Source organism: Nitrosovibrio tenuis, assembly GCF_900109785.1.
Lineage (GTDB): Bacteria > Pseudomonadota > Gammaproteobacteria > Burkholderiales > Nitrosomonadaceae > Nitrosospira > Nitrosospira tenuis_A.
Genome location: NZ_FOBH01000010.1, coordinates 71700 through 94264, shown reverse-complemented (window position 1 = coordinate 94264; position 22565 = coordinate 71700). Strand labels below are relative to the sequence as shown.

Genomic DNA, 22565 nt, shown 5'->3' with positions numbered 1-22565 from the left:
CTGACCCCAAGCGAATACGTTAAAACCAAGCAGGTCAGACTGCCAGAAGCGGCCAGATTCTAGTTTTGAATCCCAGCAGAATTGGGGGGACGTCAGTGCTAGGGATGCTGTTTATCGGGGTAGAGTCACACGATGTAATCTTTTTAGACAAAGATTACATTTGTGCTAAAAAGAATGAAGAAGATCATTTTGTAAAATCCGTGCACCAGCTAAGTTAATGTTTCGATCAAGCGAACTGAATTTAAGAGAAATCGTGAAGTATAGCTAAGTCCACGGACGAAGGGCGCGGCAATATTTGTCTGTACAAACATTCAATGCCCATCGTTTTTTATAATTAAGGAGAAAAATTTATGGCGATTTTCGGAGAAATCAACAAATAAAGGTATTCCTGCAATTAGCGGTCAGCACTCTGGGGGTGGGCGCGACGTAGAAGGGACTAGCGATAGCGGGGGTGGTGTATATGGATCTAGTAGTAACCATGTAGGTGTGGGAGGCCACAGCAAAGAATTCATCGGTGTTTGGGGAGAAAGTGAAGCAGACGCTTACCCCGGGGTAGTCGGCAAAAGTAAAAAATGGATTGGGATTGTCGGTGATAGCCCTTAAGGTATAGGCGTTAATGGTAAAGGAGGCCGCCTTGCAGGGCTATTTGAAGGAAACGTGGAGATAACTGGGAGCTTGACTGTTCAGGGTGTAAGTATATCGATATTGCTACAACGAATTGAACAGCTTGAGCAACGCTTTGGGGCTCAACTTCATCCGGTGTCGGGACTCCTGCCCCCCCAAACCAGACCGATTATCTCCGTAGAAGGCCGTCCTACAGCCAGTCAGAATACTCGCAGTCTGGTAATCGGGGGCTCAGGGTTCAAACTAGGTGAGATAGTTAGGGTAAGGTTTCGGCTTGGCGGTAGTAATCCTAATCCGTGGACTGTACAGGTAGTGGCTCAAGCAGATGCTATGGGTCGAATAGGCACAAACTTCAGTGTCATTTGTAATCCAGCAAGAGGAGATAAATACGACGTCCAGGCAGTTGGCGATTCAAGCGGAGAGTCGCTTATGGCAGGATTTTCCTCATCCCATCGGCAGGAAGTGGTACCGAAGAACCTAGGCTAGGTCTGAAGGAGGAATTGATCAAGGCGAGGAAGGGGCAACGAGCTCTTTCCAAATAACGTGGAGATCGTAATCGCCAATTGAGATGGCCTAGGAAAGGTTGCTGATCGCACCACCCTGAAAGGTGAAAACGAAGGCAAGTTTGCAATCATGCCAGGTTCTGTAGGAGAAGGCGTATTTCATGCTGTTTGCGAAAAACCTGGCAAAAAAGTATCAGCCGTGAAAAAAGCTGAAGCTGATGCAGCTACCGCCGAGGAAGTTTATAAAGCCAAAATCAGCAATCCCTATCTTGTACACTGGGAGGCAAATGATACTGCGGCATGGAATGAAGCATTGAGGCAGGACGAAATTTTGAGAACCAGCTCCAAATGGGCGAACAAGCCCTATGCCGAACGGTTTGAGGAAGTAGTGCGTCCTGTGCGTGCCATTATGCCTGACGCTTCCGTACTCGAGAACATTAGATCGGCTGTACATGTCAAACAGGTAACAAAACAATAAAAAGACGTGAATAACCTCAACAATCTTAACGCCAACCTCGCCGCCATCGAAGCATAGGGCGCGAGTTGCCCGCTGCGGGAAGTGCTTGGAGCTTAAGGTTAAAGCTGAAGAGATATTGCGGCTGACTGAGCAGGTGCGAAGACAAGCGTTCTTGATAGAGCAACAAATATAACGTAAAACTACACCCCGGACTTTACTAAGCTATGGGGAGGGAAGGAGTGAGGGGGCCGGAGAATCGCCGAATTACCTCATTTACGATACTCCAGAATGAGTGCCCCATAGATGTTGGTTTTGAATCTAAGACCTTAACCCGGCATTTAATTATTTAGATTCTCTCGGGATTATATATCCATGTTGCTATTGCCCTGTATCTCGCCCCATCTCAAACTCAAACTCAAACAATAAATCAGGTGGCACTTCAAAATAATGTCCGCTAGGGTCAGTGATTTAACCCTTGGAGTAATTCAAAGCTTTGTCTTTCGAGGCAATCCGAATCACAACAACAAACCCGTTAAAAATTCGTCCCCATGCATAACATTGGCGGCGTTACTTCAAAAGAGAAGTCAATTTCTTGCTAATTATCGCAGCGGCTTGATGGTTATACATAGGCATAATTCGCGCGCTCTTCACCAAATACGCCTTTAAGGACTCCCCTCAGGCCGGTGAAGGCGCCGGCTTTTCATCCGCTAAAGCTACGCTGGGGGCTAACTGTGTAAGCTTGGCTCCGGGTTATTAATCCGTCATTAGCATACAATGAAGTCTGCTATTCAGTAGGGAGGGGCAAAAATTGAGAATGATTGTGGCGCTGTTTCTGGTTGGATTGGCCGGATGTTCGACGACGCCTTCTTCTTACTACGGAAAATATACCCGTGGAGGAGAAAGAGTAGATTACATGGCGGAACTAAAGGAATGTCGAGTTGTGGCAAGGAATAAGGCCGATAAGGATAATTACGCGGACACGGGGACTGCCGTCTGGTTGAGTTATGTTGACGAATATGTATTGGCTTGCATGAAAAACAAGGGATTCGAGCTGGTCAAAAGAAAATGACTTTAAACCCGTTTGTACTGGCATAAACTCAATTCCGGCTTTTCCAATTTCGAGGCTTCGATCTTAATATCCCCCTTTGCGCAACAGATCGAGCGAGCGGCGGATATAGTTTTGCTCACGCGCTCTTTGCGGTGCCGGTCCCTATATCTGGGTAGCGATTCCGGCGGGCATCTCTATCCATTCGCACAGACTGCCAAAGCTACGGCGAAGGCCATGCAAGGTCACCTCTACGCGGGCAACAGCGCAAGCTTTGTCTTTGGCTTCCTTAGCGCTAAAGGTTTATTTGATTGATCCCATCACAGCTCTAACGGCTCAATTTGATTTTCCGGCAGGAATCCAACCTACGGTGCGTTAGCGCACCGACCATCTCGAAGGGTATAGGTATTGTTTGAGTCACTGAAATACATATTTTATCTACCCACCGCAACATCCATAGGAGCTTGAAATGAATAAATTCATATCGACTGTTATTCTGGCCGCCTTCACGGCTGTTTGCAGCTTCGGCGCTGCCGCTGCATCCGATAGTTCGGACAAGAACAAGGAAACAATGGGCAGCTCCGGCTCTTCTTCTCAAACCACGACCAAGGGAGACCGGGACAGTTCCACGAAGGGGCCAAGCTCAACCTCTGAGGCCATGAAAGTGCCCAAGGATTTGCCGAAGGGAGTGAAAGACGAATACAGAGATCAGGAAGTAATGAACAAGAAACCGTATAAGCAGTAATAGGGTGATATAGGGTGATAACAGGGCCAGGCACGATTATCTTAAATAATCGTGCCTGATCCTTTATTGCTGTGCGGCTAGGCCCTCGAGATGAGCTGTGTCATTTATGCAGCGAATGCTTATTCTTTTTTGCTTGTCGATAACGATTTCATTGATTCCGCAAGGGCTCTGTGCAAGTCGCCAATAGGCGGAAAGCGGCTGATCCAACAGCTGAAGCAACATTGCACGGTTTACGCTATCGTGCGCCACCAGTAGCAGTTGATCGGAGTCATCGGGATGTCGCGCCAACACTTCTCGCACTACGTCAGCGGTGCGTGCGACGAGGTCCTGCAATGACTCCCCTCCAGGGAAACGCATCAGATGAGGCCTCTCCTTCCAAGTCTCATAGAGGACCGGCCACCGTTGTTTTGCTACCTCGTAGGTGAAGCCCTGCCACTCGTCATAGTCGAGATCTTGCAGGTCCATTAGCGGCTGAGATGGAATATTCATGCCGCGGGAGATGGGGATAGCGGTTGCTACATCGCCCCATGGGGCTGGTGTATAGCGCAACCGGTGCATAACGGACGGACAGCCGGTCAGCAAGCGCCTGCGCCTGACGCACGCCGAGTGCGCTGAGCGGAAGCTCGGCGCGTCCGCGAAAGCGCTCAGGATAAATCCCTTCAACGTGGCCATGACGCATCAATATCAGTGTAGCCATACACTTGGGCTCCTATACCGAAACACGGAATGAGCGGTAGAGTGCCATGGTTGGCGTTGGCACCAGTCAATGGGAGTCGTAGATTCTTTAGAATTCTTTAGAAGAAAGTAAGTCAATTCCTGCGAATGATTTCCGTTAGATCGGGTTAAATGTAGACGACCAGGAAGTCTGCGATGGCCAACCGAATTCTACTATGCACTCAGGATGGGGTTAGAAATTGAACCCGTTTTCGGTGTCGTCCGAACGTTTGAGTACCGTCCGAATGATAAGGCCAATTATATTGACCCCAAGTTCTGAATTGTCCAGGCAGCAAAGCGAGAGTGAGAGTTTGAATTTTTTCAATTTAGATCGCATGAGGAAGGTTTTGATTGCGACTTTTGCTTATTGGCGGCCTGGGGCTCGTGGTTAGAATACGCTCGATCGGGACGACTCACGTAGGTCTTGTGCGCACCAACAATGAAGATACTTATCTGGCCATGCCTGAAGCCGGCGTTTTTGCCGTTTCCGATGGGATGGGCGGCGCGGCGGCCGGGGAACTCGCGAGCGGATATTTTATAGCAACGGCCCAGGCTATTTTTGGCGATAAAGCTCCAGTTTCCGAAGAAGCAAGGTGTGCGCTGATCGAAAAAGTATTCCAGTGCTCTATTAAGCGAATAATTGAGCATACCGCAAAGCATCCCCAGGATGAGGGGATGGGTTGCACCGGAGACCTTCTGTCGTTTTCCGACAGTAATTATGCTATCGGTCATATTGGAGACAGCAGAGTTTACCTGCTGAGGAATGGACGTTTGCGCCAACTAACAAAGGATCACTCATGGGTTCAGCAGCTCGTGGATGAGGGGATGTTGACACCGGAGGATGCCAGACACCACCCGAGAAAAAACCTCATACTCCGGGTAGTGGGTAATGATCCGTTGGCATACCCTGATATTTTGAAGGGTAAAGTACTTAACCACGATGTCTTCCTTCTTTGTTCGGATGGGCTAACGGACATGGTGGACGATTGCGAAATTCGCGACATACTCATTTCTCCAACTTCGCTGGATGACAAGGCTGCAAGCCTGATCGGAGCAGCTTTGGCTGCTGGTGGAAAAGATAACGTCACCGTGGTTCTTTGCGAGGTAGAGATAACGGAGTGAGCCGAACCAAGCCTAGACACGAAGCCGCTATTCAGATGTGCAGGTGAATCTTTGAACAGCGGGTTAAAAGTGCGCCTGCCTTTCTGCACCTGATGCCGGCAAAGTGTTTACGATATACTTCATTGTCAGCATTGCTGCCTCGATTATGAAAATCCACGAATACCAGGCTAAAGAAATCTTGCGCGGATTTGGCGTTGCCACCCCCAGGGGAATAGCCTGTTTCAGCGTTAACGAAGCCGTGGAAGCCGCGAAAAAGCTCGGCGGCGACGTCTGGGTGGTTAAAGCGCAGATTCATGCCGGGGGGCGCGGCAAGGGCGGCGGTGTAAAGGTGGCGAAGTCGCTTGAGGAAGTGAAACAATTGGCTGAGAAAATGCTGGGTATGACGCTTGTTACGCATCAGACCGGGCCGCGGGGTCAAGTTGTGCGGCGATTGCTGATCGAGCAGGGCGCTGATATCAGGAAAGAGTTTTATATTGGCGTGACCGTTGATCGTACCAGCCGAAGTGTCTGCCTGTTGGCAAGTTCGGAAGGCGGGATGGATATCGAGGAGGTTGCCGCCAGGACGCCGGAAAGGATACACAAAGTATTTATCGATCCGGTCGCCGGGCTGACCGGGCAAGACGCAGATGACATTGCCCGCAGGATAGGCATCATGGAACCAGTTGTAGGAGATGCTGCCAAACTCCTGCAGGCTTTGTACCGGGCTTTTGATAGCATCGACGCCTCGTTGGTGGAAATCAATCCGCTCGTACTCGATGCGAAAAATCATGTCCTCGCGCTTGATGCGAAAATGAATTTTGACGATAACGCCCTATTCCGTCATCCCGACATTGCCGCCCTGCGTGATCTGGACGAAGAGGATCCGGCTGAGATTGAAGCGGCCGAACACGGCCTATCTTATATCTCGCTGGACGGCAATATCGGTTGTCTTGTGAATGGTGCAGGTCTCGCGATGGCGACCATGGACATCATAAAACTCTACGGAGGAAATCCTGCCAATTTTCTCGATGTCGGCGGCGGAGCCACGGCCGACAAAGTGGCGGAAGCCTTCAAACTGATGCTGCGCAATCCCCAACTGCAAGCGATATTGGTCAACATATTTGGCGGCATCATGAAATGCGACGTGATCGCGGAAGGCATAGTGGCAGCGGCCCGGGAGGTAAAGCTGAATGTGCCGCTGGTGGTGCGCCTGGAGGGCACGAATGTGGATCTGGGCAAGAACATCCTGGCCGAGTCCGGGTTGCCGATTATCCCGGCGGCAAACATGGCTGACGCCGCGGAGAAGGCCGTTACCGCAGCCAGGGGCAGCGCATAGGCATGTCCATTCTGGTTAACCGGAACACCCGGATCATGACTCAGGGCATCACCGGAAAGACCGGGCAGTTTCACACGCGCATGTGTCGGGATTATGCCAATGGAAAGGATTGCTTTGTCGCCGGAGTGAATCCGAAGCGAGCGGGCGAAGATTTTGAAGGTATTCCGGTTTTTGCTACGGTCAAGGAGGCGAAGGAGGCGACCGGCGCAACCGTTTCCATTATTTACGTGCCGCCGCCATTTGCCGCAGCAGCAATCGACGAGGCTGTGGATGCGGAACTGGATCTGGTGATCTGCATTACCGAGGGCATTCCGGTTCGAGACATGATACGCACCAGCTACAGGATGCGTGGGCGCAAAACCCGGTTAATCGGTCCCAACTGTCCTGGCATCATAACGCCCGACGAAATCAAGATTGGAATCATGCCCGGCTACATCCACAAGAAAGGGCGCATCGGCGTCGTATCGCGCTCGGGCACGCTGACGTATGAAGCGGTGGCGCAATTGATGGAGCAGGGACTGGGGCAATCCACCTGTATCGGCATCGGCGGGGATCCGGTAAATGGTTTGAGACATCTCGATGTGATGAAATTATTCAATGATGACGATGAAACCGATGCGGTTTTGATGGTGGGTGAAATTGGCGGCTCCGATGAGGAAGATTGCGCACGTTGGGCCAGGGATAACATAAAAAAGCCGCTGGTGGGCTTTATCGCGGGGGTGACCGCTCCGCAGGGAAAGCGCATGGGGCATGCCGGCGCCGTGATCTCAGGTGGAAAAGGAACGGCGCAGGAGAAGCTTGCGGTGATGGAAGAGTGCGGGATAAAAGTAACTCGAAACCCGGCAGAGATGGGTAAATTGCTCAAATCGGTGTTGCGATAACGTTCAAATAAACGGGAGGGCAAATGCTCCCATACGCAAAAAGTACAGACGTCATACCTGCGGAAGCCGGTATTGGGTGGAATGTGCCGTGGCGTGTGCATGCTATTCGTAATGGTTGGGCTGGATTCTGGGTATTCTCCCGGAATGATCAAATTCACGGTATTTTCTCATGGGATAAATAGGACCGTGGCTCACCTGGGCTTTTAGGCAATGACTTTTTTCTCGCTAATTTCTGCTCTTCTGCTTGAGCGCTGGCATCCCAGTAGCGACCGCAATCCGGTCATAATGCTGTTCCTTTCCTATGCCGATTCGCTCGAGCGCTACTTCAACACGGGTGAGCGCCGTCATGGCATCGCCGCCTGGATTGCCGCGGTCGTCCCGGTATTGATAGTCACGGGCTGGGTATACTATTTATTGTACAGTCTCAGTCCTCTGCTGGCATGGGTCTGGAATGTCATAATACTTTACCTCACCATGGGTTTTCGCCAATTTAGCCATTCCTTCACTGAAATAGGAGAAGCTCTCAAGAATGGGGACTTGCCTCTCGCGCGCAAGCGGTTGAGGGCATTGCACGGGGTTCAGGCTGATGAACTAGGCAGCCAGGAAATAGCGCGGATTGCAATCGAAATGGGACTGATACATTCGCATCGCTATGTGTTCGGGATTATTATCTCCTTCGCGTTGCTGCCGGGGTCGCTCGGCCCGGTACTGTATCGCTTGGCGGAGTTATTGAATGAACGCTGGCGTGGGCGCCCCGATGCTTTCGGCGACTTTGCCGTCAAGGCGTTTGACATCATAGACTGGCTTCCAGCACGGATGACCGCCATGAGTTTCGCCATTACAGGCAATTTTGAGGATGCGGTTTATTGCTGGCGTGCGCAGGCCGCGTCATGGATGAACCATAACCAGGGGATCATTCTCGCCAGTGGCGCCGGTGCACTGGGGGTCTGCCTGGGCGATTCATTGCGGGAGCCCGGCGGTGAGTACTATCGTCCGGAATTAGGTGTGGGCGAACAAGCCGACATGGATTTTCTGCAAAGCGCGGTTGGCCTGGTCTGGCGGACCCTGGTGTTGTGGCTTATGCTGATTTTATTGCTGGAAATTGCGAGCTGGACCGGATGAAAAAAAAAGAACGCGTGATTTTCTCAAGCTGATGCGTGCGATCGTCCAGGCGGCTTGAGATTATGATGCCAGAACCTTTGCTCATTGCGCGCTCCGACCGTTCAATCGGTTTACTGCCGGCCTTTGCCAACCGGCATGGGCTCATTACCGGCGCAACCGGCACCGGCAAAACCGTTACGCTACAGGTATTGGCTGAGCGATTCTCGTCGATTGGTGTGCCCGTGTTCATGGCGGACATCAAAGGGGACCTCTCGGGCTTGGCTGCCCCGGGCACGAGTTCTGCAAAAATAAGGGAACGGCTCGCTCAGTTCAAACTCGAAGAGCCCAAATGGGAAGCCTGCCCGGTTACGTTCTGGGATATTTATGGAAAATCCGGCCACCCGGTGCGGGCCACGATATCGGACATGGGGCCTCTGCTGTTGGGACGATTGCTCAATCTGAACGATACGCAACAAGGCGTGCTGACCCTGGTTTTCAAGATTGCCGACGATAACGGCTTGCTGCTCCTTGATCTGAAAGATCTACGGGCAATGTTGCAATTTGTTGGCGATGACGCAAGGAATTTCACTGTCCAGTATGGCAATGTTTCTGCCGCCTCGATCGGTGCAATCCAGCGTGCCTTGCTGGAGATCGAGCAACAGGGGGGAATCAGCTTTTTCGGCGAGCCGATGCTCGATATCCATGACATGCTTCAGAGTGATAGCAGAGGCCGTGGCATGATTAATATTCTGGCGGCCGACAAGCTGATGAACTCGCCAAAACTGTATTCCACGTTTCTATTATGGATACTTTCGGAGCTGTTCGAGCACCTGCCCGAAATCGGCGATCCGGAGAAACCGAAGCTGGTATTTTTCTTTGACGAAGCTCATCTGCTATTTAACGAGGCGCCGAAGCCGTTGCTGGAGAAAATCGAGCAGGTGGTGCGATTGATACGTTCCAAAGGCGTGGGGGTCTATTTCGTTACACAGAACCCACTGGACGTCCCTGAGACTATTTTGGGTCAGCTTGGCAATCGTGTGCAACATGCGCTACGCGCTTTTACGCCGCGTGACCAGAAAGCAGTCAAGTCTGCAGCCCAAACCATGCGCGCCAACCCCGATTTGAACACAGCGGAAGCCATTACTGAGCTGTCCGTTGGAGAAGCCCTCGTCTCCCTGTTGGACGAGAAGGGCCGTCCTGCAATGGTTGAGCGCGTCTTCATTTTTCCGCCGGCGTCCAGAATAGGTCCTGTTTCCGATGCCGAACGCGCGGCCAATATCAAATCGTCGGTTATTTACGGTCATTACGAGCAGACGATTGACCGTGAATCCGCGTATGAAATCATCAAAAGCCGTACCGCGATCAGGCAGGACACTGGCAGGGAGGCCGTGTCGAAGGCAGGAAGCCCAGCGCGGACAGAATCCGCAGACGATATGATAGGCATGCTTGGCGGTATGCTACTTGGAAGAACCGGGCCGCGGGGCGGCCATCAGCCAGGCATCCTTGATTCGGTCGCGAAAAGCGCGGCTCGCTCGATTGGCTCGCAAGTTGGCCGCGAGATCTTCCGGGGTGTTTTGGGCGGTATTTTCGGTGGTGGCCGCAGACGTTGACCTGTCTTGGTCTGGAGTAACGGCTACGGATTGGTTCTATATGCGAGAGGCTTGCGATGCGCTCAATCGCGGCGTTTTTTCTGATAACGGCGTTAGCAGGTTGCGCGGCCACGGAACAGGCTCAGCGTTCCGGTGGACCGCCGCGGCCAAGCGCACGGCCCGTCTATAATCTTACCGGTTATCCCCCCGCCTTCAAGGATGGCTATATTGACGGTTGCGAGACCGCAAAGAAAACCTCCTTTGCACTCAAGGACAAACGCCGGTTTGCCAGTGATACGCAATATCGCCTGGGTTGGAATGATGGATTCAGTCTGTGTCGCCGCTAGCCCCTTGCCAACGCTAGAACGCTAGGCAGGAAAAGTAGAGAAGGAGCGAGTAAGGCAGAATAAGGCTGGGCAGAATAAGGCTGGGATAAGCTGTGTGCCGGTCGGCCTGATAGATAACGCCTCCCATTCGGCTGGAGTATAATGGCGTTTTTAAAGTTGTCTATGAAACGTTTATTTCCTCTGTTGCTGTCTCTGTTCGCATTATCCGCAACGGCCCAGCAACCCCAAATTCACGCCGCGCCGCAAGACTTGTCCGTGGCTGCCAAATCGTACGTTCTCATCGATTTTCAAACTGGACAGACGCTGGCAAGTCAAAATGTTCACGAGCGTGCTGAACCGGCATCACTTACAAAGCTGATGACGGCGTACGTCGTTTTCGGTGCTCTTTATCAGAAACGCATCGCCTTGACCCAAGCTGTGCCCGTGTCGGAGCATGCCTGGCGCGTGCAGGGTTCACGCATGTTTATCGAACCTAGCAGACCGGTGACGGTTGATGAACTAGTGCGCGGAATGATCGTCCAGTCCGGTAATGACGCATCCGTAGCGCTGGCGGAAGCTGTCGCAGGCTCGGAGGGTGCTTTCGTGCAGATGATGAACAAGGAGGCGGGACGTTTGGGCATGAGGAATACCCGGTTTGCCAATTCCACCGGGCTTCCCCATCCCGAGCATTATAGTACCGCCCATGATCTCGGCCTGCTTGCAGCGGCCATAATACGGGACTTTCCCGAGTACTATCCGCTCTATTCGCTACGCGAATATGCCTATAACAAGATTACCCAAGTCAACCGCAACCGTCTGCTATGGCTCGATCCCAACATAGACGGAGTCAAGACCGGGTATACCGAAGCCGCCGGATACTGCCTAATATCTTCCGCCAGGCGTGGTGAACGGAGGTTGATTGCCGTTGTGATGGGCACCGCCTCGGATAATGCGCGGGCGATGGAAAGTCAGCGGTTGTTGAATTACGGCTTTCAGTTCTACGATACCGTTCGTTTATACCCAAAGGAGCGCGAAGTAACCGTCATTCAACTATGGAAGGGCACGCAGGACAAGCTCAAGACAGGATTTGGCTCTGATGTTTACTTTTCCCTTCCCAAACATCAGGCGGATAAACTGAAAGCCAAAATGGAATATAAGCAACCCTTGATCGCGCCCATCAGTGCGGGACAGAAAGTGGGCACGGTAAAGTTTACGCTCAATGGCAAGCCAATGGCTGAGCATCCACTGGTCGCGCTGGAGACTGTGCATACAGCGAACTTTTTCGGCCGCGCCTGGGATAGTATGCGGTTGTTATTCAATTAAAACCAGTTCGCACGGATTTTTGCAAGGGTCATCATGATTTATCTCAACGGTAATTTCATGCCTATTGAAGAAGCACGCATTCCCGTGCTGGACAGAGGCTTCATTTTTGGCGATGGCGTATATGAGGTCATCCCTGTATATTCGCGCAAGCCTTTTCGGCTGATCGAACATTTGCAGCGCTTGCAGCACAGCCTGGATGGCATTCGACTGCAAAATCCGCATTCTGATGACGAATGGAGGAGCTTGCTGGAACAAGTCGTCGCGGAAAATGAAAATGATGATCAATCGCTTTACCTTCACGTTACCCGTGGTGTTGCCAAGCGGGATCACGCTTTTCCAAAAGGAGTCGCGCCCACGGTATTCATCATGAGCAATCCGCTGTTAACGCCTCCGCGTGAACTGCTTGCCACTGGGGCGGCTGCCATTACCGCCAATGACAACCGATGGCTACGCTGCGACATCAAGGCCATTTCGCTTCTACCCAACGTATTGCTGCGTCAAATGGCGATCGATGCGGGTGCGATGGAGACAGTGCTGTTACGGGAAGGTTTTATGACGGAAGGAGCGGCGAGCAACATTTTTGTGGTACGGAACGACATTCTGCTGGCGCCGCCGAAAAATCATCTGATGCTGCCCGGCATTACTTACGATGTCGTGCTTGAGTTGGCCGACGCTTATCAAATACCGTATGAAGTAAGAGAGATTTCCGAGTATGAAGTGCGCACCGCCCAGGAAATACTGCTTACCTCTTCAACCAAAGAAATCATGCCCATCACCCGGCTTGATGGCAAGCCCGTGGGTGACGGCAAACCCGGAGCAATGTTCGAGCAGCTATATCGACTCTACCAGGATTATAAACTGACCGTTATGCGAGGTGCGGCTTCGAAAGATTGAAGGAACCTCGGACTTATTCAGAGGTTCCAAAGCAACATGCCAGGAGCTTGACAGGCCTCGACCCAATCTATGAACTCATCCGATCAGCCCCCGCTCATTGAGTATCCGTGCGATTTTCCCATCAAGATTATCGGACGTGTCACTTCGCAGGAATCGCCCAGCGCGGCATCACTGGAACATGGCCGGCAAGAATTCACCCAGGCAATATTAGCGATTGTAAAGCGCCATGCGCCTGACTTTAACGAGGCCAGACTGGAGGCCAGGATAAGTAAAAAAAATACCTATTTGAGCCTCACCTGTACGATTCGTGCTACTTCACGCGCGCAACTCGACGCGCTATACCAGGAACTGTGCGATCATCCAATGGTAACGATGGTGCTTTAAAATATTCCGTACATTGAACTCAAACACCGATCGTACAAACATTCAAATCAGATATAAGGGCCTTGCGGATTATTTTTCGACGTGGCAGGCCATGAAGGATTTCACGGCATCTCGTACGCGGAGTGTTCCTGATGAAATATGGTTTTTGGAGCACCCGCCAGTTTATACGCAGGGTGTTGCCTGCAAACCGGAACATTTGCTCTATAACGCTGGGATTCCTGTGATTCGAACGGACCGAGGCGGTCAGATCACATACCACGGCCCCGGTCAAATCATCGCCTATTTGCTGCTCGACATGCGCCGTCTTAAACTTGGCGTTCGCGAACTGGTCAGAAAAATGGAAGGTGCCGTGGTAGACTTGCTTCGGGATTACCATATTGACGGGGAAGGCCGCACGGATGCTCCCGGCGTGTATGTGGATGGCGCAAAAATTGCCGCGTTGGGGCTGAAAATAAGAAACGGCTGTTGTTACCACGGCCTGGCTCTCAACGTGGATATGGACCTGATACCATTCACCGCGATAAACCCGTGTGGGTATCCAGGATTGCGAATAACCCAAACCAGAGACCTTGGGATCACCGACGGGCTGGAAACGTTAAGCATCAAGCTCTCCGAAAAAATACAGGCGAGACTTGTGAGCACTTCCGAGCCTGTCTCTGAGCCGCCGCTTTCCAAATCGCTTGCTGAGACCCATATTGAGCCGTTCCGAGCCGTTTACCTTTCCCGATGAATAACATCTCCGCCTTGTCATGACCAACGAAATTCCGCAAGCCGAAACCCGCCAGAAGGGCGCTGCCAAGACCGCGCGCAACCCGGTTAAAATCGTGCCCCAAGCTCCTGGTGAGCTGCTGCGCAAACCCTCATGGATTCGCGTGCGCTCATCCAACAGCCAGGAGTTTTACGAGGTCAAGCGGATTCTACGGGAGCAGAAGCTGCATACCGTATGTGAGGAGGCGTCCTGCCCCAACATTGGCGAATGCTTCGGCAAGGGCACAGCCACTTTCATGATTCTGGGTGACCTCTGCACACGTCGTTGCCCATTCTGCGATGTGGCCCACGGCAAGCCCAAGCCGCCGGATGCCGATGAACCCTTGCACCTGGCCCAATCCATCGCCGCGATGAGGCTGAAGTATGTCGTCATTACCAGCGTTGACCGCGATGATTTACGTGACGGAGGCGCTCAGCATTTTGTGGAATGTATCCGCCAGGTCCGGGCTTATTCTCCGCGGACGAAAGTCGAAATTCTCGTGCCGGATTTCCGGGGAAGGCTGGAAGTCGCGCTGGAAAAGTTGTGCGCCTGTCCTCCCGACGTGTTGAACCATAATCTGGAAACTGTCCCGCGTCTGTACCGGCAGTGCCGGCCCGGCGCGGATTATGCTCACTCGCTCAAATTGCTGAAAGACTTTAAAGCCCGCTTTCCGGAGATCCCCACTAAATCCGGCTTGATGCTGGGTCTGGGGGAAACCGATGAGGAGATCCTTGAAGTGATGCGCGATTTGCGCAAACACGATGTCGAGATGCTTACGATCGGGCAATACCTTCAGCCCAGTACCGGGCATTTGCCTGTGATGCGCTACGTTCCGCCGGAAGGGTTCAAGGAATTCGAGCGCGCCGCAATTGAGATGGGTTTCAGCAACGCCGCATGCGGTCCAATGGTGCGCTCCAGCTATCATGCCGACCAGCAGGCGCACGAAGCAGGTGTAACGTAGCGGCTCAGTTAAAATCCTTCGATAAAGATAAACAGACTTTTTGGCAGCCAGCCAGGAACTACCGTAAAGTTTCCTATACCTGTGGATGCTCAGCTGGCCATAGCAGCGTAGTCCATTAAACGCACCGCGGGTTATGGCTTATTCAGAAGCATATAAGTGATGCACTCGAAAGGAGTTGCCCCATGCGGACCGTTGCTGTTTTACTTGTTTGGCTTCTCATTTTCTCGCCCGCCTCTGCTGCAGATATCGATGCCCTTTCCAGTGAAGATGTATCCGGCGGCCTGAAGCAGGCGCTCACTCAAAGCGCCAGCGCAGCGGTAGATAAGCTGGGGATTGCAAATGGATTTTCTGATAACCCCAAGGTTAAAATTCCGCTGCCTGGAACATTGCAAAAGGCGGAAGGGGTCATGCGCACTTTGGGCATGAGCAAATATGCGGATAATTTAATCCTGGCCATGAATCGCGCGGCAGAAACGGCGGCGGCCGAAGCCAAGCCGTTGCTATTGGATGCTGTAAACAACATGTCACTGGAAGACGCCAAAAATATTGTTACCGGAGGAAATGATGCAGCAACGCAGTACTTCCGTAACACAACATCGGAGGCATTGACCGAGAAATTTTTGCCTATTGTAAAAAATGCCACGGATCAGGCAGGCGTATTGAAGAAATACAACGAATTTGCAGGTAAAGGCGCGAAATTTGGTTTGGTTGCGGAAAAAGATGCCAACATTGAAAATTACGTTACCCGGAAAACCCTGGATGGGCTTTACCTCATGATGGCGGAGGAAGAGCGTGCCATCCGCAGCAATCCGATGGGTCAGACCAAGGGATTGCTGCAGAGCGTGTTTGGCGCCCTCAAGCAGGGTCAATAATACATAACAAACATACATAAACGCGACGCATACTAACGCGTCGGATTGCTACCCTCCCAATATATCAACGCGCAAGGCGTATCAAACACTTGATTAACATCCAACTGTTTCTGAACAGTTACTGCGGCGGAGATGATGTTGAGTTTATTCGGCCGGGCGTTCTGATTGGCAGGAATCGGGCGTGCACGGAAGACTACGGTACATCATTTCAGAGCTGAGGTTGATTGGCTGGGGTGGGATGAAATACGTCTGCGTGGCGCAAATGTGCCCAGCTCCCGTTGACAGACGCAGAAGCTCTGACATTGACGTATTTACTGAAAATATCGTCAAGCTTGGCTTGGTATAAGTCTAACTGGGGGTTTTTCCGGTACGCGTCAGCAAGTTCGAGCACTGCCATATTAAAGGTCTCATCGGCGGGAATGATAGACAGCGTAACCGAGCCATGCGTGGTGAATATTTTATCCCAGCGCGCGCGTACGCTTGCCCAAAATTCAGACGTGGCCTTCCAATAGGCCAGCGCGGGTTCAAAGTCGTAGCCTTCAATTCGACGATAATCATTAAAGCCGAATTCACGGACCAACAACGTGTCTTTACCGTCCTTGGTACGGATGACTTTTGTATTGTCCTGTTCGTGGGCCCAACCTTGAGGAGTGATGGTCTGTCGATTTTCAGTATTGATCAACTGATAGTCGCTGCGCTTGGTGTACTCGCGCCGGGGCAACGGCCGCCAATTGCGGTCAGAAGTCCAGGTTGATACTCCATATCTGTGGTTCCACTTCCCACTGCCGGAGTAGCGCGGCCCATCGTTCACTTCATAAACAAGTTGTGTCCATGTACCAGGTATTTCGGCAGGATCGCGCTCCTGCTGCTCGAAGTGCTGGTTACCTGTATATACCCAGCGTTTGGGCGATTCGTATACCCAATCCTGGCGCCAATGCTTGGTGACGGTGTTGCCCATTACCAGAATGTGTTGGAGCGAAATCCGCCGGCCCGCGTCTTCAACCAGCACCACGTATTCAAAACCCATGCTACGCTTTGGCTCCTTACGCGTATAGCCGGGCATCAGTACCACCGTCTCGTCGAATTTGAACTGGACTTCATATCCTCCCGACATTGCAAGGATAGCCCTGCGATCGCAGTCGAATGGATTTTTCCCGGCAGCACAACCCCCAACCGGATGCTCGACCGTCGGATAGCCAGACGGGGTAGATTTTCCAGATGAGGCCGGATTCATAAGCTGAGCTTTGTTCGCGCAAGCGGTAAGCAGCGCTAGCGCAAACAATGCTGGTATTGAAAACAAGCATCTCATGCGTACTTCCTCAGAAAAAGCCTATCAACTGAATTGTACTAATTGTCCTCTGTAAATAGTCGGAAGGCGGGCGCGAGCACAACGCCTCCGGTTGCCGCCCAGGAATTTTCCCTCCTAGCTTTTCCTATCCGGCAGTTCCTCCACAAGCCATCCAATAAGGGTCCCGATCAAGTTATCGCTCGCGTCCGTCAGCGCGCGCACTGCACCGGATGCGTTAGGTGCCGGTGCCGATTGCTCGATGCTGAAGCTTCGCTGACTCATCAAGAGACGTGTTCGGCGATCGATAAGGCTCGCGCGTAATTTGACGATGGCGCGGCTGTGGTCGGCGGTATCGAATATCTGGGTGAACTCCTCAAGCTCAAGGCGTAACACATAGTCTGTCCGCGCACCTTCGGTAGCGCTTATTACGCCGTCATGATTGGCCATGGCAATCCGGCTTCTGATTCGTTGGCTGAGCAGGATTGCAGGTGTAGCAGCCCAGCGGTTGCTGGCATAGGAATAGATTTGCGCGAGGTCATGGTATGCCAGACGAAATTGAATTGCCGTGCTATCCAGCCAGATTGGTGCTACCACATCCGGCACCAGCAGGCTTGCTCGCAGCTGCGCATTTCCGGATATGCTCGAAGCGCCGGACATAGCCGCCAGACGCTGCAACCCGAAGTCGTACACTATTATCTGTGTTTGGGCACGAGGCGCGGCACATCCGGCGATCGCCAAGATCGCAAAGATTATAAATTTTTTCATCTGGAAATTTCCCGCGGTGATACAAAACCTTCCTCGCCAGGGCCGGGCGGAGGCGGTGATCTGCCAAACAGCAGGCTCCGGGGCTGTTCTTCAAATTGCAGGAGGACCCGCTCCACACTGCGGGTGCTGCGCGTGATCCCTTCGGTTGTTTCCCGCAATTTATGTAGAGTATCGGTGAGCTCTCCGGCGGTTTGCGATAGGCTGTCGATCGGACCGCCGTGCTGATTTATGCGGGTACTGATGTCGTTGAGGCCCATGACCAGCTCGTCCGTGTGCTTGAGTACGGCACTGGCATCGGCAGCCAGCCCGGGCAGGGATTTAAGTCCGGGTTCAAGCTGGCTAACGACGTTGTGCAGGCGGCCGGTTACGCTCGCGGTATTTTCCAGTATGTGTGAAAAATGGGTTTGATTTTGATCGCCCAGCAGCACATTCAACCGATCCACCAACCCATTTGCCTTCCCAAGCAGCCGTTGTCCTGCATCAGTTATGCTGTCCAACGCGGAGGGGCGCAGGGGAATCTGTGCGGGATTATCCGGGTCGGTGGTCAATCGTTCAGCCTGGCCGCCCTCGTCGTTCAGTTGTACGAACGCAAGGCCTGTCAAACCCTGATAGCCAAGCTGCGCGTATGCCTTTGTTGTAAGCGGCAAATTCTTGTCCACGGCAATACGGATCAGAACGGTTTGCAGTTTCTCCGGGTCCAGGCGGATATTCTCCACTTTGCCCACAGTAACCCCCCGGTAGCGCACGGTTGCCTGCTGATTGAGCCCTGTGACAGGAGATTCGGACACGATCAGGTATTTGTCGCGTGGCGTCGTATCCCCGCCAAACCACAGGGCAACGGCTGCGGCGGCGATACTCAGAATCATTACGAACAACCCCGCCACAAGGGCATGGGCACGGTTTTCCATAATTCATCCCCCATAAGAATTTCCAATGTTGCCTAATGTCCTTTTGCCGCGCTCGCCAAAGAAGTAATTCCTGATAAACGGATGGTCCGTCTTGATTACCTCCTTCAGGCTTCCCAGCGCGACCACGCGCTGTTCAGCCAGAACTGCAATGCGATCGGAAAGCGCTACCAACGTATCCAGATCATGGGTCGCCATTACAATGGTCAGCGTCAATTCGCGGCGCATCGTCTGAATCAGTTTGACGAATCCATCGCTCAGTACCGGGTCCAGCCCGGCGGTGGGCTCATCCAGAAACAGGAGCTCCGGATCCAGCGCCATGGCTCGCGCCAATGCGATGCGTTTGACCATGCCGCCGGAAAGCTCCGCAGGCATCTTGGTCGCATGCATTGGTGCGATATCCACCATTTTGAGTTTGAGCATGACGAGATCGCGGATCATGCCCTCATCGAGCGTTCGCAGCTCGCGCATGGGCAGCGCGATATTGTCGTATACCGATAGCGCACTGAATAATGCGCCATTTTGAAATAAAACCCCGCAACGATTACGCAGGTACTGAAGCATTCTACGGTCGTGGCCGTGCAGGGGCTCGCCGAAAACCCGGACCGTACCTTGGGCCGGCATATCCAGACCAAGCATCTCACGCATCAGGGCAGTCTTGCCAGAGCCTGAGCCACCGACCAGCGCAAGCACTTCCCCGTGACGCACACAAAGATTGATGTCCTCGTGCACCACATGGCTGCCGAACCGGGTGTACAGCCCGTCGATCTCGATAACGCAGCGTTCAGTAATCATCGGATTGCCTTACTTTAATCCAACATTGGAAAAAATAATGGCAAAAATCGCATCGATGATAATCACGACAGTGATGGCTGTTACTACGGAATTTGTAGTGCCCTCGCCGAGGCTTTCAGTATTGGATTTTATTCTCAAACCGAAATGGCAGGAAATCAGCGCTATCACCATGCCGCATACCACGCCTTTGCCCAATCCCAGCCACAGGTTGGCACGAGGTACCACGTCCGGCAGCTTATTCAGGAAAAAATTATAGCTTAGCCCAAGCTGAATTTCGGCGATAACCATTCCTCCGACCAGGGCGATGGCACTCGTCCACAACACTACCAAAGGCATGGCGATACCCAGTGCCATGACTTTCGGCAGTACCAGGCGAAGACTGTGGGGTATACCCATTACCGTCAGCGCGTCGAGCTCCTCCGTGACTCTCATCACGCCCAACTGTGCCGTCATGGAGGAACCGGAACGGCCCGCCACCAGTATTGCCGCGAGCATGGGGCCGAGTTCACGAATAATGCTTACGCCAAGAATATTGATAATGAAAATGTCAGCTCCATAGGTCTGCAATTGCCTGGAGGAAAGGTAGCTCAACACGATACCGATCAGAAATCCCACCAGGGCGGTAATGCCCAGCGCCTGCGCGCCAGTGCGGTAGAGATTTGCGGAAATTTCACGCCACGGAATACGTGCGGGATGACTTATCAGATATTTTACATCCAGCGCTAATTGCCCGGACAGCAATACCAGGGCGATGAAATGTTCCCAGAGAAGAAAGACCGCCTTTCCCAGAACCGTAACCGGCCATAGCCAATCCCGCGAAACGGGCGGGGGAGGGGGCGGCATTTTTTCCAAACGGCTGAATAATCTTTCATGCTCGGGCCGAACGGTCAAATGCCTGGGGCGGCGCGCACCCCAGGCCCGCCATAACAGGACCGCGCCAGCATCATCCATTTGTGCTATTTCGGACAGATCCCAGTGCAATTCCGGATCAGCGGCATACCGAACAAGCTCGGAGAACAAAGTCTGCATGCGATTTCCCAAGGTGGTAAGCGTGCAACTACCCGAAAGAATTAGACGCGGCGCGCCATCCTCACCGGTTACGCGGCGCAATACCATGGAAAATATGCTGTCCTGATCCTGGGGCATGATTATTCTCAAGCAAGACTGATGACCGTAAATCCTATTCCGCCGATGCCATGCCAGCTCTGTTCTGCTAACACGGAAATTTTGTTGATAAGAAATTTGCCTTTCTTTGGCGTAGGCCAACTGCGGGCTGATCTGAGGGATTCCGCTAGTAGAACCCATACACGGTTTTCAGGTCAAGCATTGGTTTTAAGCCAACCCCCCTTCCATCACGTGATGAAGCCCTGCGCTAATCCCGCCAACGTCTAACGAAGAGACAAATGCCGGAAATTTTTACAATGATTCGATTCTTTTATTTCCTGTCGTAAATAACTTACTGTTTATATTGTATTCTTTTGATTGGCATAGTATTTGCTTAATGCTTAAATAAGGCATAAATAACAAAAATTATATTGTTTCGGAGAAGAAATGAAGAAGCTGATAGTAGCGGGAATGGTTATGGCGGGTTCAGGGTTGGCCGGAATCGCTACGGCGTCTGTAATAACGTGGGATACGATCCAGAACTCGAGTTCGACCGTGGATAATTGCAGCAGCAATGCGGGAAACTCCTGCACATTCAATAAAGGCGGGGATATTCTCAAGGCGCGTGCGTACTCTACCAATAATGACAGCGGCTCGGGTGCATTCGAGAAGGCGACAATCAGCGTATATGACGGCGGAATTGGCGTGAGAAACCCCGATCAAAGCAATGAAGGGAGTTCCCCCAACCATGCGATCGATAATTATGGAAGGGACGATGTCGTTGTCTTCGAGTTCGGCAATGCGTTGTTTCACCCCACGGGTTTCATGATCGGCTGGAAGAACAACGATGCCGATATCCGCGCATGGATCGGTGGCGCTGGCCTCGGCGTAGGGTATGACTTTACAAATGCAAAATTCTCCGATCTCTCCGGTCTCGGTTTCAGCTTGTTCAGCTTCAACGATGTTTCCACTAATGTTCTGACGTCCTTCAATACGAATCTCACCGGCCAGTATCTGATTTTTGCCCCGGCCCTTTACAATACTGGAGGTGCGGATAATAAATACGATTATTTCAAGATCAGCCAGATCAGGAGTGAACCGGGGATTTTAGTAGTACCTCCGGGCGATCCAAAGCCGCAAACGGGGGAAGTTCCGGAACCAGGAACTGCGGCTTTAGTGGGGATTGCCTTGGCTGGGTTCTGGATGAGCCGGCGCAGGAGAAGCTAACGAGAAGCCGGTCAAGTATATTGTTCTGGTCTTGCTAAAGCTTCAGCAGTTGGAGATAAGAGGTCGACGGTAGAAAGTTGTATTAGCGGGGAGTAACTCACAACAATAATAATAGCGCAACAATAATAAATCGCAGAATCAGGGTTGAAGTAGGATTTTAAGATATTGCTTTAGCCCTGATTTTTTTTCTTGAATCTCGTCCTTTTTCCTTAGATCTCGCCCTTCCGAATACCTTCCCACACATGGTCCTGCGTGCCTTCTTTAGCAGAGTAGCAGGACGAGGCGATGTGCAGGCTATGCTGTCAGCATCGTTTTCTAATGCTGATGATGCGAATGCCGCATTCCCGAATCGGCCGGTTCATCCTTGACGCGGATCTGGTAGCTGGAATGGCATGCATTGCATTTCTGCATCAATTCAGTTAACTGCCGTAGCGTATGCTTGAGATCTTTCAAGGATTCCGCGTCAAGCGCTATCTTGTCGAATGACTTGTGTACAGACATGCCAAGCTGCGTGAATTCCCTGGGAAGCACGGCCTGGAGATGGTCTTCGCCTTTATGAACCATTCCCATGCCGAGCGATCGAGCCTCGCCTGCCACCGCGATCATGTCTTCTCTGGAAATCGCACCGAGAATATTTTGTGTACCCGATAGCAGATCGCGCATTTCGGTGAGCACGTGGTTTCGCTGGTGTTCGGTAAGTGGCAGAATTTGGCGTTTATCGACTTCGTCTGCCGTAGCGGTAAGCGTGGCAAACCACAAAGTCAGGGCAAGAATCTTTTTCATCGACTTCCTTGTGTTGTTATGAGCTTTCAAGTTCTTTTTGGTTACCAGCCAGACAGAAGCAGGTACGATAAGTGGAGCATTCCACAATTAGCGC

21 protein-coding genes and 2 pseudogenes are annotated in these 22565 nt (G+C 52.1%); 16 read left to right on the top strand and 7 right to left on the bottom strand.

Going from position 1 to position 22565, the window contains the following annotated elements:
- Nucleotides 1-1257: 1257 nt before the first annotated feature.
- The 3 genes from BMX00_RS14600 (at nt 1258) to BMX00_RS11640 (ending at nt 3374) form a co-directional block, all read left to right on the top strand.
- Nucleotides 1258-1605, top strand: coding sequence for a hypothetical protein (locus BMX00_RS14600; protein ID WP_177171852.1), 348 nt, complete (start codon nt 1258-1260; stop codon nt 1603-1605).
- 787 nt (nt 1606-2392) lie between these two features.
- Entirely contained in the window at nt 2393-2653 is a 261-nt protein-coding gene (locus BMX00_RS11650) for a hypothetical protein (protein WP_143053098.1), read from the top strand.
- A 445-nt stretch (nt 2654-3098) separates the two neighbouring features.
- Nucleotides 3099-3374: a hypothetical protein gene (locus BMX00_RS11640; RefSeq protein WP_090829188.1), complete on the top strand. Its 276-nt coding sequence runs from the start codon at nt 3099-3101 to the stop codon at nt 3372-3374.
- Nucleotides 3375-3437: 63 nt separating this feature from the next.
- On the opposite strand, the pseudogene BMX00_RS11635 reads toward BMX00_RS11640, so the two are convergent.
- A pseudogene (locus BMX00_RS11635) lies at nt 3438-4053 on the bottom strand (histidine phosphatase family protein).
- Nucleotides 4054-4439: 386 nt separating this feature from the next.
- Here BMX00_RS11635 and BMX00_RS11630 point away from each other — a divergent pair.
- From BMX00_RS11630 to BMX00_RS11575, 12 genes and pseudogenes are all read left to right on the top strand, one after another.
- A complete protein-coding gene (locus BMX00_RS11630) occupies nt 4440-5210 on the top strand; it encodes a PP2C family protein-serine/threonine phosphatase (protein WP_245728029.1) in 771 nt (256 codons plus the stop codon).
- Between the two features lie 145 nt (nt 5211-5355).
- Nucleotides 5356-6525 (top strand): ADP-forming succinate--CoA ligase subunit beta, encoded by a 1170-nt coding sequence (gene sucC, locus BMX00_RS11625; RefSeq protein WP_090829197.1) that lies wholly within the window; start codon nt 5356-5358, stop codon nt 6523-6525.
- 2 nt (nt 6526-6527) lie between these two features.
- The gene (gene sucD, locus BMX00_RS11620; RefSeq protein WP_090829187.1) at nt 6528-7406 is read left to right on the top strand and encodes a succinate--CoA ligase subunit alpha; all 879 of its coding nucleotides are present in this window, start codon (nt 6528-6530) and stop codon (nt 7404-7406) included.
- A 210-nt stretch (nt 7407-7616) separates the two neighbouring features.
- On the top strand, nt 7617-8528 hold the full coding sequence (locus tag BMX00_RS11615; RefSeq protein ID WP_090829186.1) for a CobD/CbiB family protein: 912 nt from the start codon (nt 7617-7619) through the stop codon (nt 8526-8528).
- Nucleotides 8529-8593: 65 nt separating this feature from the next.
- Nucleotides 8594-10117 carry a helicase HerA-like domain-containing protein gene (locus tag BMX00_RS11610; protein ID WP_090829185.1) on the top strand — a complete coding sequence of 508 codons (1524 nt, stop codon included), beginning with the start codon at nt 8594-8596 and terminating at the stop codon, nt 10115-10117.
- Between the two features lie 56 nt (nt 10118-10173).
- Nucleotides 10174-10443 (top strand): hypothetical protein, encoded by a 270-nt coding sequence (locus BMX00_RS11605; RefSeq protein WP_090829184.1) that lies wholly within the window; start codon nt 10174-10176, stop codon nt 10441-10443.
- A 162-nt stretch (nt 10444-10605) separates the two neighbouring features.
- Nucleotides 10606-11745, top strand: coding sequence for a D-alanyl-D-alanine carboxypeptidase family protein (locus tag BMX00_RS11600; RefSeq protein WP_090829183.1), 1140 nt, complete (start codon nt 10606-10608; stop codon nt 11743-11745).
- 33 nt (nt 11746-11778) lie between these two features.
- Nucleotides 11779-12639, top strand: coding sequence for a D-amino acid aminotransferase (locus BMX00_RS11595; protein ID WP_090829182.1), 861 nt, complete (start codon nt 11779-11781; stop codon nt 12637-12639).
- Nucleotides 12640-12708: 69 nt separating this feature from the next.
- On the top strand, nt 12709-13023 hold the full coding sequence (locus tag BMX00_RS11590; protein WP_090829181.1) for a YbeD family protein: 315 nt from the start codon (nt 12709-12711) through the stop codon (nt 13021-13023).
- Between the two features lie 13 nt (nt 13024-13036).
- Nucleotides 13037-13657 (top strand): annotated as a pseudogene (lipB, locus tag BMX00_RS11585) (lipoyl(octanoyl) transferase LipB); the annotation flags it as partial.
- Nucleotides 13658-13772: 115 nt separating this feature from the next.
- On the top strand, nt 13773-14732 hold the full coding sequence (lipA, locus tag BMX00_RS11580) for a lipoyl synthase (RefSeq protein ID WP_090829179.1): 960 nt from the start codon (nt 13773-13775) through the stop codon (nt 14730-14732).
- Between the two features lie 182 nt (nt 14733-14914).
- Nucleotides 14915-15604: a DUF4197 domain-containing protein gene (locus tag BMX00_RS11575; protein WP_090829178.1), complete on the top strand. Its 690-nt coding sequence runs from the start codon at nt 14915-14917 to the stop codon at nt 15602-15604.
- 208 nt (nt 15605-15812) lie between these two features.
- Here the strand turns inward: BMX00_RS11575 and BMX00_RS11570 are convergent, their stop codons facing one another.
- The 5 genes from BMX00_RS11570 to BMX00_RS11550 form a co-directional block, all read right to left on the bottom strand.
- Nucleotides 15813-16913, bottom strand: coding sequence for a DUF6607 family protein (locus BMX00_RS11570; protein WP_090829177.1), 1101 nt, complete (start codon nt 16911-16913; stop codon nt 15813-15815).
- 114 nt (nt 16914-17027) lie between these two features.
- Nucleotides 17028-17657 (bottom strand): ABC-type transport auxiliary lipoprotein family protein, encoded by a 630-nt coding sequence (locus BMX00_RS11565; RefSeq protein WP_090829176.1) that lies wholly within the window; start codon nt 17655-17657, stop codon nt 17028-17030.
- Nucleotides 17654-18565: an MlaD family protein gene (locus BMX00_RS11560; protein ID WP_090829175.1), complete on the bottom strand. Its 912-nt coding sequence runs from the start codon at nt 18563-18565 to the stop codon at nt 17654-17656. Before BMX00_RS11560 ends, BMX00_RS11565 begins: the two co-directional genes overlap by 4 nt.
- Nucleotides 18566-18568: 3 nt before the next feature.
- Complete coding sequence (locus BMX00_RS11555; protein ID WP_090829174.1) at nt 18569-19357, bottom strand: ABC transporter ATP-binding protein; 789 nt, start codon at nt 19355-19357, stop codon at nt 18569-18571.
- 9 nt (nt 19358-19366) lie between these two features.
- Nucleotides 19367-20503, bottom strand: a complete 1137-nt coding sequence (locus BMX00_RS11550; RefSeq protein WP_177171851.1) for an MlaE family ABC transporter permease — start codon at nt 20501-20503, stop codon at nt 19367-19369.
- Between the two features lie 405 nt (nt 20504-20908).
- On the opposite strand from BMX00_RS11550, the gene BMX00_RS11545 reads away from it, so the two are divergent.
- A complete protein-coding gene (locus BMX00_RS11545; protein ID WP_090829173.1) occupies nt 20909-21688 on the top strand; it encodes a PEP-CTERM sorting domain-containing protein in 780 nt (259 codons plus the stop codon).
- Between the two features lie 315 nt (nt 21689-22003).
- On the opposite strand, the gene BMX00_RS11540 is transcribed toward BMX00_RS11545, so the two are convergent.
- Complete coding sequence (locus BMX00_RS11540; RefSeq protein ID WP_090829172.1) at nt 22004-22471, bottom strand: cytochrome c; 468 nt, start codon at nt 22469-22471, stop codon at nt 22004-22006.
- Between the last annotated feature and the right edge of the window lie 94 nt (nt 22472-22565).

Bases quoted from the DNA above. Each gene is read 5' to 3' on its own strand.
- BMX00_RS14600 (WP_177171852.1), top strand. From the start codon at position 1,258: ATGCCAGGTTCTGTAGGAGAAGGCGTATTTCATGCTGTTTGCGAAAAA.
- BMX00_RS11640 (WP_090829188.1), top strand. From the start codon at position 3,099: ATGAATAAATTCATATCGACTGTTATTCTGGCCGCCTTCACGGCTGTT.
- sucC (WP_090829197.1), top strand. From the start codon at position 5,356: ATGAAAATCCACGAATACCAGGCTAAAGAAATCTTGCGCGGATTTGGC.
- sucD (WP_090829187.1), top strand. From the start codon at position 6,528: ATGTCCATTCTGGTTAACCGGAACACCCGGATCATGACTCAGGGCATC.
- BMX00_RS11615 (WP_090829186.1), top strand. From the start codon at position 7,617: ATGACTTTTTTCTCGCTAATTTCTGCTCTTCTGCTTGAGCGCTGGCAT.
- BMX00_RS11610 (WP_090829185.1), top strand. From the start codon at position 8,594: ATGCCAGAACCTTTGCTCATTGCGCGCTCCGACCGTTCAATCGGTTTA.
- BMX00_RS11605 (WP_090829184.1), top strand. From the start codon at position 10,174: ATGCGCTCAATCGCGGCGTTTTTTCTGATAACGGCGTTAGCAGGTTGC.
- BMX00_RS11600 (WP_090829183.1), top strand. From the start codon at position 10,606: ATGAAACGTTTATTTCCTCTGTTGCTGTCTCTGTTCGCATTATCCGCA.
- BMX00_RS11595 (WP_090829182.1), top strand. From the start codon at position 11,779: ATGATTTATCTCAACGGTAATTTCATGCCTATTGAAGAAGCACGCATT.
- BMX00_RS11590 (WP_090829181.1), top strand. From the start codon at position 12,709: ATGAACTCATCCGATCAGCCCCCGCTCATTGAGTATCCGTGCGATTTT.
- lipA (WP_090829179.1), top strand. From the start codon at position 13,773: ATGACCAACGAAATTCCGCAAGCCGAAACCCGCCAGAAGGGCGCTGCC.
- BMX00_RS11575 (WP_090829178.1), top strand. From the start codon at position 14,915: ATGCGGACCGTTGCTGTTTTACTTGTTTGGCTTCTCATTTTCTCGCCC.
- BMX00_RS11570 (WP_090829177.1), bottom strand. From the start codon at position 16,913: ATGAGATGCTTGTTTTCAATACCAGCATTGTTTGCGCTAGCGCTGCTT.
- BMX00_RS11565 (WP_090829176.1), bottom strand. From the start codon at position 17,657: ATGAAAAAATTTATAATCTTTGCGATCTTGGCGATCGCCGGATGTGCC.
- BMX00_RS11560 (WP_090829175.1), bottom strand. From the start codon at position 18,565: ATGGAAAACCGTGCCCATGCCCTTGTGGCGGGGTTGTTCGTAATGATT.
- BMX00_RS11555 (WP_090829174.1), bottom strand. From the start codon at position 19,357: ATGATTACTGAACGCTGCGTTATCGAGATCGACGGGCTGTACACCCGG.
- BMX00_RS11550 (WP_177171851.1), bottom strand. From the start codon at position 20,503: ATGCCCCAGGATCAGGACAGCATATTTTCCATGGTATTGCGCCGCGTA.
- BMX00_RS11545 (WP_090829173.1), top strand. From the start codon at position 20,909: ATGAAGAAGCTGATAGTAGCGGGAATGGTTATGGCGGGTTCAGGGTTG.
- BMX00_RS11540 (WP_090829172.1), bottom strand. From the start codon at position 22,471: ATGAAAAAGATTCTTGCCCTGACTTTGTGGTTTGCCACGCTTACCGCT.